10 protein-coding genes are annotated in these 13,061 nt (G+C 60.4%); 7 read left to right on the top strand and 3 right to left on the bottom strand.

Features of this window, described 5'->3' with window-relative positions:
• The first annotated feature begins 17 nt into the window (after positions 1-17).
• From atpG to glmS, 7 genes are all read left to right on the top strand, one after another.
• The gene (gene atpG, locus D7241_RS11460) at positions 18-878 is read left to right on the top strand and encodes a F0F1 ATP synthase subunit gamma (RefSeq protein ID WP_255982955.1); all 861 of its coding nucleotides are present in this window, start codon (positions 18-20) and stop codon (positions 876-878) included.
• Between the two features lie 27 nt (positions 879-905).
• Positions 906-2,282 carry a F0F1 ATP synthase subunit beta gene (gene atpD, locus D7241_RS11465; protein ID WP_255982953.1) on the top strand — a complete coding sequence of 459 codons (1,377 nt, stop codon included), beginning with the start codon at positions 906-908 and terminating at the stop codon, positions 2,280-2,282.
• A gap of 80 nt (positions 2,283-2,362) precedes the next feature.
• Positions 2,363-2,788 (top strand): F0F1 ATP synthase subunit epsilon, encoded by a 426-nt coding sequence (locus tag D7241_RS11470; protein WP_255982951.1) that lies wholly within the window; start codon positions 2,363-2,365, stop codon positions 2,786-2,788.
• A 125-nt stretch (positions 2,789-2,913) separates the two neighbouring features.
• On the top strand, positions 2,914-4,278 hold the full coding sequence (gene glmU, locus D7241_RS11475) for a bifunctional UDP-N-acetylglucosamine diphosphorylase/glucosamine-1-phosphate N-acetyltransferase GlmU (RefSeq protein ID WP_408101631.1): 1,365 nt from the start codon (positions 2,914-2,916) through the stop codon (positions 4,276-4,278).
• Positions 4,279-4,394: 116 nt separating this feature from the next.
• A complete protein-coding gene (locus D7241_RS11480; protein WP_408101632.1) occupies positions 4,395-6,542 on the top strand; it encodes a methyl-accepting chemotaxis protein in 2,148 nt (715 codons plus the stop codon).
• Between the two features lie 71 nt (positions 6,543-6,613).
• The gene (locus tag D7241_RS11485) at positions 6,614-7,399 is read left to right on the top strand and encodes a DeoR/GlpR family DNA-binding transcription regulator (RefSeq protein ID WP_408102323.1); all 786 of its coding nucleotides are present in this window, start codon (positions 6,614-6,616) and stop codon (positions 7,397-7,399) included.
• 2 nt (positions 7,400-7,401) lie between these two features.
• Entirely contained in the window at positions 7,402-9,252 is a 1,851-nt protein-coding gene (gene glmS, locus D7241_RS11490) for a glutamine--fructose-6-phosphate transaminase (isomerizing) (protein WP_408101633.1), read from the top strand.
• A 284-nt stretch (positions 9,253-9,536) separates the two neighbouring features.
• On the opposite strand, the gene D7241_RS11495 is transcribed toward glmS, so the two are convergent.
• From D7241_RS11495 to D7241_RS11505, 3 genes are all read right to left on the bottom strand, one after another.
• The gene (locus D7241_RS11495; RefSeq protein WP_408101634.1) at positions 9,537-10,100 is read right to left on the bottom strand and encodes a biliverdin-producing heme oxygenase; all 564 of its coding nucleotides are present in this window, start codon (positions 10,098-10,100) and stop codon (positions 9,537-9,539) included.
• The gene (locus D7241_RS11500; RefSeq protein WP_408101635.1) at positions 10,100-12,496 is read right to left on the bottom strand and encodes a response regulator; all 2,397 of its coding nucleotides are present in this window, start codon (positions 12,494-12,496) and stop codon (positions 10,100-10,102) included. Before D7241_RS11500 ends, D7241_RS11495 begins: the two co-directional genes overlap by 1 nt.
• Positions 12,497-12,563: 67 nt before the next feature.
• Positions 12,564-13,049 (bottom strand): response regulator, encoded by a 486-nt coding sequence (locus tag D7241_RS11505; protein WP_255982939.1) that lies wholly within the window; start codon positions 13,047-13,049, stop codon positions 12,564-12,566.
• Between the last annotated feature and the right edge of the window lie 12 nt (positions 13,050-13,061).

The following is a 13,061-nucleotide window of genomic DNA, read 5'->3' on the forward strand; positions in this document are numbered from 1 at the left end:
AACCCGATAGGTGTGAAATGGCAGGCGCAAAAGAGATTCGCAGCAAGATTGCGAGCATCAAAAGCACGCAAAAGATCACCAGCGCCATGGAAAAGGTGGCCGTCAGCAAGATGCGCAAGGCTCAAATGCGCATGGCTGCCAGCCGTCCCTACGCGGAGCGTATCCGGCAGGTCATTGGCCATCTGGCCAACGCTAATCCGGAATATCGTCACCCCTTTATGCAGGAGCGCACCGTCAAGCGCGCCGGCTATGTAGTGGTGAGTTCCGACCGTGGTCTGTGCGGTGGCTTGAACACAAACTTGTTCAAGGCGCTGGTCAAAGACATGGCGATGAACCGTGAGAACGGCGTGGAGATTGATCTCTGCGTGATCGGCAGCAAAGGTGCGGCATTCTTCCGCAACTTCGGTGGTAACGTCGTCGCGGCAATTAGCCACTTGGGCGAGGAACCATCGATCAATGATCTGATCGGCAGCGTGAAGGTCATGCTGGACGCCTATTTGGACGGTCGGATCGATCGTCTGTCGGTGGTTTCGAACAAGTTCATCAATACCATGACGCAACAGCCAAAAGTGGAACAGTTGGTTCCGCTGGTGGCCGATCCGGATCAAGAACTCAAGCATCACTGGGACTATCTGTACGAACCCGATGCCAAGGAGCTGCTCGACGGCCTGATGGTGCGCTACGTGGAGTCGCAGGTGTACCAGGCGGTGGTCGAGAACGGCGCAGCCGAACAGGCCGCGCGGATGATCGCGATGAAGAACGCAACTGACAACGCCGGTGATTTGATCAGCGATTTGCAACTGATCTACAACAAGGCGCGTCAGGCCGCGATCACACAAGAGATCTCGGAAATCGTCGGCGGCGCTGCCGCGGTTTAACGGTTCAAATATTCAGAGGAACCAGCTATGAGTAGCGGACGTATCGTTCAAATCATCGGCGCCGTGATCGACGTGGAATTCCCACGCGACCAGGTCCCGAGCATTTATGACGCGCTGAAAGTGCAAGGCGCCGAAACCACTCTGGAAGTTCAGCAGCAACTGGGCGATGGCGTGGTTCGTACCATTGCGATGGGCTCCACCGAGGGCCTGAAGCGCGGCCTGGACGTCAACAACACCGGTGCCGCGATTTCGGTTCCGGTCGGTAAGGCGACCCTGGGCCGCATCATGGACGTCCTCGGCAACCCGATCGACGAAGCCGGTCCGATCGGCGAAGAAGAGCGCTGGGGCATTCACCGCCCAGCACCATCCTTCGCTGAACAGGCGGGCGGCAATGATCTGCTGGAAACCGGTATCAAGGTCATCGACCTGATCTGCCCGTTCGCTAAAGGCGGCAAGGTCGGTCTGTTCGGCGGCGCCGGTGTCGGCAAGACCGTGAACATGATGGAACTGATCCGTAACATCGCCATCGAGCACAGCGGTTATTCCGTATTCGCCGGTGTGGGCGAGCGTACTCGTGAGGGTAACGACTTTTACCACGAGATGAAGGATTCCAACGTTCTCGACAAGGTAGCCCTGGTCTACGGTCAGATGAACGAGCCGCCAGGCAACCGTCTGCGTGTAGCGCTGACTGGCCTGACCATGGCCGAGAAGTTCCGTGACGAAGGTAACGACGTTCTGCTGTTCGTCGACAACATCTACCGTTACACCCTGGCCGGTACCGAAGTGTCCGCACTGCTCGGCCGTATGCCGTCGGCGGTGGGCTATCAGCCGACCCTGGCCGAAGAAATGGGCGTTCTGCAAGAGCGCATCACCTCGACCAAGAGCGGTTCCATCACCTCGATTCAGGCCGTATATGTGCCTGCGGATGACTTGACCGACCCGAGCCCGGCGACCACCTTCGCCCACTTGGATGCCACCGTTGTACTGTCGCGTGACATCGCCTCGCTGGGTATTTACCCGGCCGTCGATCCGCTCGATTCGACTTCGCGTCAGCTCGACCCGAACGTGATCGGCAACGAACACTACGAGACTGCTCGTGGCGTTCAGTATGTTCTGCAGCGTTACAAGGAGCTGAAGGACATCATCGCCATTCTGGGTATGGACGAGTTGTCGGAAACCGACAAGCAGCTTGTATCCCGCGCGCGTAAAATTCAGCGTTTCCTGTCACAGCCGTTCTTCGTGGCAGAAGTTTTCACTGGCTCTCCAGGGAAGTACGTTTCGCTGAAAGATACCATTGCAGGTTTTAAGGGCATCCTTAACGGCGACTACGATCACCTGCCGGAACAAGCGTTCTACATGGTTGGTGGTATCGAAGAAGCCATCGAGAAAGCCAAGAAACTGTAATCCGTGCGCCCGGGGACGGGCGCTCACCAGGCAGCGAGACTGGCATTACCAATCTCGCTGTTTGATACGTGAGGCTAGATATGGCTATGACAGTCCATTGCGATATCGTCAGCGCAGAAGGCGAGATCTTTTCAGGTCTGGTCGAGATGGTGATTGCCCATGGCAACCTCGGTGACATCGGTATTGCACCGGGCCACGCGCCGTTGATCACCGATCTGAAGCCGGGTCCGATTCGTCTGACCAAGCAAGGTGGCGAAACTGAGGTGTTTTACATCTCTGGTGGGTACCTGGAAGTTCAACCGAACATGGTCAAGGTACTTGCCGATACTGTGCAGCGTGCCAGCGACATCGATGAAGCGTCTGCCCTGGAAGCGGTCAAGGCTGCCGAAAAAGCCCTGAACCAGAAAGGCTCGGAGTTCGATTACGGGTCTGCGGCGGCACGTCTGGCCGAAGCAGCAGCGCAATTGCGGACGATTCAGCAGATGCGTAAGAAGTTCGGCGGTTAAGCCATCAGCTTCTTCATCGCAACTGATTAAGAGGGTAGCCTTGGCTACCCTTTTTTTATTTTCAGGCTTGGAAAGCTCGTTGCCCTCATCGGCCACGCATCGGTCCAAGAATGTCAGGACTTACCATGTCTCTCGATATCGTCATTCTCGCCGCTGGCCAGGGCACCCGCATGCGTTCGGCTCTGCCCAAGGTTCTTCATCCGGTCGCCGGCCAGTCCATGCTTGGCCATGTCATCGATACTGCCCGTGCATTGAAACCACAGGCCATTCATGTGGTGATTGGCCATGGCGCTGAGCAGGTTCGTGAGCGCCTGGCCGCGGATGACCTGAATTTCGTCGTGCAAGCCGAACAGCTCGGCACCGGTCATGCGGTTGCCCAAGCAATGCCGGCCATTTCCGCTGAGCGTGTGCTGATCCTCTATGGTGACGTACCGCTTATCGAGGCGCAGACGCTGGAGCGTTTGCTGGAAAACGTCGGCCCACAGCAGCTCGCATTACTCACCGTGAATCTTGCCGATCCGACCGGCTATGGTCGAATCGTCCGCGATGGGCAGGGCGTGGTCCAGGCGATCGTCGAACACAAGGACGCTTCGCCCGAACAGAAGCTGATCGCGGAAGGCAATACCGGCATTCTGGCGGTGCCGGGGGAGCGGCTTGGCGATTGGTTGGGGCGGCTATCCAACAGCAACGCGCAGGGCGAATACTATCTGACCGATGTGATCGCCATGGCCGTTGCCGATAATTTGGTGGTCGCTACAGAACAACCACAGGATGCGATGGAAGTGCAGGGCGCCAATGACCGCATTCAACTGGCCGAACTCGAGCGCCATTATCAGCAGCGCGCAGCGCGCCGCCTGATGGCGCAGGGGGTGACCCTGCGCGATCCCGCACGTTTCGATCTGCGCGGCGATGTGTCGGTCGGCCGCGATGTGCTGATCGACGTGAACGTAATTCTCGAAGGCCAGGTGGTAATCGAGGATGGTGTCGAGATTGGACCGAACTGTGTGATTCGTGACAGCACGCTGCGCCGCGGCTCGGTGGTCAAGGCCAACAGTCATCTCGAAGGTGCCGAACTGGGCGAAGGCGCCGATTGCGGGCCGTTCGCACGTCTACGTCCCGGTGCGGTGCTGGGCGCCAATGCGCACGTCGGCAACTTCGTCGAAGTCAAGAATTCGCGCCTGGGTGAAGGTGCGAAGGCTGGCCATCTGGCCTATCTCGGTGATGCCGAGATCGGTGCGCGGACCAACATTGGTGCCGGAACCATCACCTGCAACTACGACGGTGCCAACAAGTCCCGCACGGTCATGGGTGAGGATGTCTTCATCGGCTCCAACAGCTCGTTGGTTGCCCCGCTGACACTGGGCGACGGTGCCACCACAGGCGCTGGTTCGGTGATCACGTCGGATGTGCCGGCCGCCACTCTGGCGCTCGGGCGGGCTCGGCAGGTGTCGATTCAGGGCTGGCAGCGTCCGCAGAAGTCTCACAAGTAACCCTGTCGGCGCTGAGGCCTCGCGCGCTTGGGGCACTGCGACATTTTTCCCGGTGGGCATTCAAGAGATCGTACATCCGGCCGATCTATCAGGGCATAACGACAAAGGAAGCGATTATGCCCTCCCTTACCCGCCTGTCCATCCAGTGGAAGCTCACTTTACTGGCTGGCCTCTGCCTATTACTCATTGTTGGCCTGCTGGTCGGCGCTTCGCTCTATCAATCGCGTCAGGCGGTGGCTCTGGTCAGCGCCTCGAGTAGCGCCATGCTCGAGGAGTCGGCGCGCAGCAATCTGCAGGCGCGGGGCCTGGCGCAAGCCCTGCGCATCGAGCGCCAATTCAACGATGCCTATCAATACGGTCAGGGCTTCGTCCGCCAAGTGCTGTCGCTGCGTGCACAGTCCATCGAGCGCATGTCCAACGCCTTCGAGGTCCGTGAGGATCTGCATCGGCAGATCAAGAATGCACTGCAAGCCAATCCCGACCTGATCGGCCTGTACGTGGTGTTCGAGACCGACGCGCTGGACGATAAGGATGGCATGTTCATCGGCAACGAAGAGATGGGTGGAAATGACAGCGGGCGCTTCTCGCTGTACTGGTCGCAGCGCTCACCTGGCCAGCTCATGGCGGAGACTATAAGCGAGTCAATGCTTGCCGATACCTCCCCAAGCATCAGTGGCGCTCCCTACAACGCCTGGTACAGCTGCCCGCGCGACAGCGCCCGAGTCTGTCTTCTCGATCCTTATTTCGACGAGGTGGAAGGCCAGCCGTTGCTGATGACCAGCGTTGCCTTTCCCATGATCAAAGACGGCAAGGTGATCGGCGTGGTGGGCGTCGATATTAGTCTGGCCTCGCTGCAGCAGCATAGCGAACAGGCACATCAGGAGCTGTATCAGGGAGAGGGTCACTTGAGTGTGATCAGTCCGGCCAAGCTATTGGCCGGCCACAGCCGCGATGCCGGTCTGCTCGGCAAGCCGCTAAGTACCGCCTTCAATGCCGATAGCGAAGCGATCGGCCGCGCTGTCGATACCGGTCAGAAAGCACTGCTCGAAAACGGCGAGATGCTTCGGGTGCTGCAGCCTGTGCAGCCGATACCCGAACTCAAGCCTTGGGCGATCCTGCTGGAAGTGCCGAAGCCGGTGCTGCTCGGCCCGGCGCTGCAGCTTGAACAGACGCTGCATGCACAAAGCCGTCAGGACAGCATAATCGCCTTGGCCATTGGCCTTGGTGCCGTGTTGTTGGGCCTGGCACTGATGTGGCTGACCGCCCGTGGCGTTACCCGACCCATCGAAGGGGTCGCGGCGATGCTCAAGGACATCGCCAGTGGCGAAGGCGATCTTACACGCCGGTTGGAATACAACCGCGAAGATGAACTTGGCGCGCTGGCCGGTTGGTTCAATCGCTTCCTCGATAAGCTGCAGCCAACCATCGCCGATGTGAAGCGCTCGGTGCAGGATGCCCGCAGCAGCGCTGACCAGTCCGCAGCCATTGCGACACAGACCAGCGCCGGCATGCAGCAACAGTTCCGCGAAGTCGATCAGGTGGCCACCGCGTCCCAGGAGATGAGCGCCACTGCTCAGGACGTCGCGCGCAACGCGGCACAAGCGGCTGAGGCGGCACGCGGCGCGGATCAGGCCACCCATGAAGGCCTGAGTGTGATCGACCACACCACCCGCAGCATCGGTAGCCTCGCCGACGAACTCAACAAGGCCATGACTCAGGTCGAAAGTCTGGCTGCCAGCAGCGAGCAGATCGGCTCGGTCCTGGAGGTGATTCGCGCGATCGCCGAACAGACCAACCTGCTGGCGCTCAATGCCGCTATCGAGGCGGCACGAGCAGGCGAGGCCGGACGCGGCTTCGCCGTGGTGGCCGACGAGGTGCGCAGCCTGGCTCGGCGTACCCAGGAATCCATCGAAGAGATTCGCCAGGTCATCGAACGTCTGCAGAACGGCACTCGCGACGTAGTGACGGCAATGCAGGACAGTCGCAGTCAGGCACAGGGCAGCGTCGATCAGGTAGGTAATGCGGTTGCGGCGCTGCGCAAGATTGGCGACGCGGTGGCGGTGATTTCCGACATGAACCTGCAGATCGCTAGCGCGGCTGAGGAGCAGAGCGCTGTCGCGGAAGAAATCAATCGCAACGTGGCAGGCATTCGTGACGTCACCGAATCGCTTTCCGGGCAGGCCGACGAATCGGCACGGGTCAGTCAGGCGCTCAACCAGTTGGCAAATCATCAACAGAGCCTGATGGGCTATTTCCGCGTCTGATGCCAAGCGGGAGTTGACGGAGCCGACGGATTAAGTTTTGATTCGCGAAATTTCTTTCGAACCGAAACTTAATTATGTCGAAACGCAACACGCCACAGCGACGCCACGCCATACTCGCCTTGCTCAACGAGCAGGGCGAAGTGGGCGTCGATGAGCTGTCTAGGCGTTTCGAGACGTCCGAGGTCACCATCCGCAAGGACCTCGCTGCACTGGAAAAGAACGGCCTTCTGCTGCGCCGCTACGGTGGCGCGGTGCCCTTGCCCCAAGAACTTATCGGCGACAGTGCGCAACCGGTTTCGCCCTGGAAGCAGGCCATCGCCCGCGCAGCCGTTGACTGCATTCGTGAGCACGCGCGCATCATCATCGACAGCGGCACCACCACCGCCGCGATGATCCCTGAGCTGGGTCATAAGCATGGACTGCTGGTAATGACCAATTCTCTGAGTGTCGCCAACGCCTTACGTGAGCTGGAACACGAACCGACCTTGCTGATGACCGGCGGAACCTGGGATCCGCACTCCGAGTCGTTCCAGGGGCAAGTAGCGGAACAGGTGCTGCGCTCCTACGATTTCGATCAATTATTCATCGGTGCCGACGGTATCGACCTGCAGCGCGGCACCACCACCTTCAATGAATTGCTGGGCCTGTCGCGGGTCATGGCTGAAGTGGCCCGTGAAGTTATCGTGCTCGCCGAATCCGACAAGATCGGTCGACGCATACCCAATCTGGAGTTGCCCTGGGGCGACATCCACACTCTCATAACGGACGAACGCCTCACCGCCGAGGCGCGTTCAAGCATTCAAGCCCGCGGCATCAAGCTGATCTGCGTGGCCGTCGAACCCTCGCAGGAGACCTGATCATGTGTGGCATCGTTGGCGCTGTCGCTGAACGCAACATCACTGCAATTTTGCTCGAAGGCCTCAAACGTCTGGAATACCGAGGTTATGACAGCGCCGGCATTGCCGTGCTGGATGCCGGCGGCACGCTGCATCGCCTGCGTCGTTCCGGCAAGGTGGCCGAGTTGGAGCAGGCGCAACAGCAAGAACAGCTTGCCGGGCGTTTGGGTATTGCCCATACCCGTTGGGCCACCCATGGCGCGCCCTGCGAACGCAACGCTCACCCGCATTTTTCCGGTGAAGACTTAGCCGTGGTGCACAACGGCATCATCGAGAACCACGAAGCCCTGCGCCAGCAATTGAAAGCGTTGGGTTACGTATTCGTCTCCGATACCGATACCGAAGTCATCGTGCATCTGCTGCGGCACAAGCTCGACGAATATGGAGATCTGACCGTGGCCCTAAAGGCGGCCGTCAAGGAACTTCATGGTGCCTATGGTCTGGCCGTGGTCAGCGCCAAGCAGCCCGATCGTCTGCTCGCCGCTCGCAGCGGCAGCCCTTTGGTGATCGGGCTGGGCATGGGAGAGAATTTTCTGGCCTCGGATCAGTTGGCGCTGCGTCAGGTGACCGACCGCTTCATGTATTTGGAAGAGGGCGATATCGCCGAAATCCGCCGTGACAGCGTGCAGATCTGGGCCGTGGATGGCCAGACCGTGGAGCGCGAAAGCGTGCAATACCACGAGGGCGCGGAAGCCGCGGACAAAGGCGAGTACCGCCACTTCATGCTCAAGGAAATCCACGAGCAGCCCAAGGTCGTGCAGCGCACTCTGGAAGGTCGACTCGGTGATCACCAAGTGCTGGTGCAGGCGTTCGGTCCGCAGGCTGCCGAGCTATTCGCCAAGGTGCGCAACGTGCAGATCGTCGCCTGCGGTACTAGCTACCACGCCGGTATGGTGGCGCGTTACTGGCTGGAGGAGCTGGCCGGCATTCCCTGCCAAGTCGAGGTCGCCAGCGAGTTTCGCTATCGCAAGGTCGTGGTTCAGCCTGACACGCTATTCGTCACCATCTCTCAGTCCGGCGAGACGGCCGATTCGCTCGCTGCGCTGCGAAACGCAAAGGCCCGCACGAACGAGGAGGGACGTTATCTGGCCAGCCTGGCGATCTGCAACGTCGGTATCAGCTCGCTGGTGCGCGAATCCGATCTCACCTTGCTAACCCAGGCTGGTCCCGAAATCGGTGTGGCGTCGACCAAGGCCTTCACCACCCAACTGGTCGGTTTGTTGCTGCTGACTCTATCGTTGGGACAGGTACGTGGCACGCTGGCCCCGGCTCTGGAGGCCGAGCTGGTCGACGAGCTGCGTCGCCTGCCAACCCGGCTGGGTGAGGCCTTGGCAATGGATACCGCGGTGGAGAAGATCGCCGAGCACTTCGCCGAGAAGCACCACACGCTGTTCCTTGGGCGCGGTGCGCAATACCCGGTGGCGATGGAGGGAGCGCTCAAGCTCAAGGAGATCTCCTACATCCATGCCGAGGCTTACCCCGCCGGTGAACTCAAGCACGGCCCGCTGGCACTGGTGGACGCCGATATGCCGGTCGTCACCGTGGCGCCGAACAACGAGTTGCTGGAAAAGCTCAAATCCAATCTGCAGGAAGTGCGCGCTCGTGGTGGTGAGCTGATCGTGTTCGCCGACCGCGAGGCGGGCATCGAGAACGGCGAAGGTACCTTCATCGTCAGCATGCCGCATATCCATGACGTGCTGGCACCGATTCTCTATACGCTGCCGTTGCAGCTGCTGTCGTACTACGTCGCCGTGCTGCGCGGCACCGATGTCGACCAGCCGCGTAACTTGGCCAAGAGTGTGACAGTGGAGTAAACGGCGCGGGCTGGGCGAGTAGTAGAAGAATATAGTGCGGTCGAAACGCTTGCCGATGATGGCCAGTCGCATTGCTGCAACCGCTGACAGTCCCGACAGGGCGGAGCGAACCTTGCGCCGCGGCGCTAGTTCGCTCACGAATATGGCTGTCTGGGGCCTGACCGTGAAGCGACCACCGAAACGGCGATTGCTGCCCTGTTGTGACTCGCGTTACTTGCCCAGGGAAGGGCAGACGCATCGGTTAGGGGGAGGATAGACGGCGGGACGGAAGCGGCCGGGCAGCGCTAGGGCTGTGCCGAGGTGGCGGTCTGTAACTCATGCTCGGCCGCGCAAAGAAACTGTCCGAACGCCAGCTGCACGCCAGCAAGCAGCTGATCCCGGTCGACCGTTTTCGCTCGATGCTCGAACTGCGCCAGAAAGCGCGGCCATAGCGGAGTGCCTTCGCCATGACCGAGGTAGCGCAGCGGGCCGATGGAGCCACCCTCGCGGACACGCTGGGACAGCACTCGACCGCCTATCCGTGACCCCTCCAGCACATAGGCTACGCCCCAAGACCAGCCTTCGCCGGTTCCCGGTTCAAGGCTCAGCGGAGTCGGTAGGGCAATCTTGAGCGTCTGTAGGTCTTCACGTAACGCCGCACTTCGGCGTCGTTCGGGCCAATCCGTCAGCAGGCGCGAAATCCCGCCTTGTTCCAGCGTAGCTTCCAGGCTGAACAGGGCAGCGCCGTGGGCGCGCAGAAACCGTCCATAATCGTGGCGATCGCTCAGCTCAAAGCGGGAATATGCCGCATCGACACGCTCGTGCATTGGCGCGCTCGCTTCGCGAATCCATTGACGCAACGATGACATCAGGCTGGACTCGCTTCGGCGAGCGCTCCGAGGATCTTGCTGGCCAGGTCGTCTTCGCGGAAGGGCTTCTGGATAATCGTCGAACTGCCCATGCCTAGCTCTCCAAGCTCGGCGTACCCGGTGATGAACACCACGGGCAGCTTCGGATAACTCGACAGAACGGCTCTGGCCAGTTCGCCACCATTCATCCCCGGCATGGCGAAATCCGCCAGAAGCAGATCCACCATCGTACCGTCGTTGAGCAGTTGCAGTGCCCTGTGGCCGCTCTCCGCCTGGATCACCGTGTAACCAAGGTTGACCAGCATTTGTGCAGTCACTTCGCGCACGCTTTGATCATCGTCGACCAGCAAGACGGTATTCGATGCATCACCGATCGGCGTGCTGGGGGGGCGCTCCGGCGCTCCGATCGGCAGTTCGGGGGCCTGAACCCGCGGCAGATAGACTTTGACGGTAGTGCCCACTCCCACTTCGGTCTCTATCCGCGCACCGCCGCCGGACTGTTTGGCGAAGCCGAACACTTGCGCCAAACCGAGTCCTGAGCCCTTACCCACTTCCTTGGTGGTGAAAAACGGCTCGAAAGCCTTCTGCAGTACTTCATCGCTCATGCCTATGCCGGTGTCCCTGACCGACAGAACCACGTACTCGCCAGGGCCGGGCTCTTCTGCTCGCAGCGCTGGCGTGTCTATCACCGCGTTCGCGGTGCTGAGGGACAAGCGCCCACCCGAACCCATGGCGTCGCGCGCGTTGATCGCCAGGTTGAGGATGATCATTTCGATCTGGGTTGGATCGACCAGGGCGTGCCAGAGCCCGGCGCAGGTATCGGTCTCGATGGTGACGGCACCGCCAAGCGTGCTGTGCAACAGACTGAGCAAGCCGACCAGAGTGTCGTTGAGGTCCACCGCCTTCGGGGCTAGCTGCTGACGACGAGCGAACGCCAGCAATTGACTGGTTAAGGTCGCGCCGCGCTCGCCAGACTCCTGAATGTATTGCAGGCGGCTCAATGACTTGGACAGCGGCGCGCCCCTTTCCAAATCGTTCTTGAGAAAGCTGGCACTGGTGAGGATCACCGTGAGCAGATTATTGAAGTCATGCGCGACGCCGGCGGTGAGCTGGCCGACGGCCTCGAGACGCTGCATCTGCTGCAGAGTGGCTTCGATGCGCTCGCGCTCTTTGATCTGCTCCGTCAACTCGCGGTTGGCCGCCGCTAGCCGGTCGACCGCAGCGATCTCGCTGGTGATGTCGCGCCCCGCGGCGTACATCCTTTCGCCTTCAGGCACGGCCGTCCACGAGAGCCAGCGATAGCCTCCATCACGGTGTCGCATACGATTGACGAAGCGATCGGTGAAGTTGCCCCGGCAGATCCGATCGGTCTCTTCGAGCGTTGCGCTGATATCGTCCGGGTGGACGAGCGACCAGAGGGGCTGGTCGATGAGCGTTTCGCGCGGCCAGCCGAGCGTGTCTTCCCAGACTGGATTGAGGGCGACGACCGTAGTATCGAAACGCATCACTGCAAGCAGGTCGCGAGACAGCTCCCAGGTGCGGTCGCGCTCACGGGTACGGGCCTCGACGCGCTCGCCGAGCGTTTCGTTCATGCGTTTGAGCGCTTCGGTCGCCAGCTTCTGTTCGGTGATATCCATCACCACGCCAATGAAGCGCTGGCATGCATCATTCTCGAAGAAGCCCTGACCACGTGTCTCCACCCAGCGCACCCGTCCGTCATCGAGCAATATCCGGTAGTCGATGGTGAATTCCTTGTCACCCTCGGAAAGGGCATCCTGGATCTTCTCGCGTATACGCTGCAGATCATCGGGATGGCAGAGCGAGCCGAGCACTCCGATGTTCACCGCAGCGTCGTCGGGCAGGCCGAGCATCGTGCGGCAGCGATGATCGAGAATCATCGTGCCGCTTTGCAGCTCGTAGTCCCACATACCCAGGCCCGCCGCATCGATGGCCAGACGCGCGCGCACTTCTACCTCGCGCAGCGCCTCCTCGGCGCGAAGCCGCCCGTGGCGCTCCTGAACTTCGCTCAATGCGCGCTCGATTGCCTTGGGCAGGAAATTCAAATTCTGTTTGAGTACGTAGTCGACGGCGCCGGACCGCATCATGTTGACGGCGTGTTCTTCGCCAAACACGCCGGACAGAAAGATAAAAGGCGTTTCGGGGGCCAGTTGCCTGGCGTCCTGGAGTGCCTGGCTGCCCGAGTAGCCAGGCAGAATGAGGTCCGAAAGGATCAGATCGAAGCGTCGTCGTTGCAGTGCTTCGATGACACCGGCACGGTCGTAGACGATTTCCGTGTCGACGGCGTAATGGGTCCGTTCCAGCGTCAGGAGTGCCAGCTCGGCGTCGTGCGGACTGTCTTCAACGAACAGGAGGCTGATATTTTTTTTCGGTGACATAACCTTCCTGTCGCGGGTGTCGCACTGCTTGATAGAAGACTGCTGCCCAGTCGTTCAGAGCCGCCTTTCAGCTCGGCTCCTCGTCGCCTTGAGCGCCGCGGCGTTGGCGCTTTAACCGAAACGACCCCGGTGGCGGCTCGTTGAGAACAGCCCAGAAGATACCCAGGTCGGAAATCGCCGCGACAAAGTCCCGGAATTCGACCGGCTTGACCACGTATGCGTTCACCCCAAGTTCGTAGGCCTTCACCAGATCCGGTTCTTCACGCGAGGAAGTCAGCATCACGACCGGGATACTGCGTAGTTCCGGAGTTTCGCGGACGATCTTCAGCACCTCCAGGCCGTCCACCTTAGGCAGCTTGAGGTCGAGCAACAACACGGCCGGATTGCCATCGGCGCGATGGGCATATTCGCCGCGACGCAACAGGTAATCGAGCGACTCGGCACCGTCGCGCATGACAATCACATCGTTGGCCAGCTGGCTGCGCTCGAGCGCGACCAGTGTCAGTTCCAGATCGTGAGGGTTGTCTTCTACCAAAAGAATCGGCTTGAGCATCGAAGGTCCCGT

This window comes from Stutzerimonas sp. VN223-3 (assembly GCF_045999685.1).
Lineage (GTDB): Bacteria > Pseudomonadota > Gammaproteobacteria > Pseudomonadales > Pseudomonadaceae > Stutzerimonas > Stutzerimonas stutzeri_AR.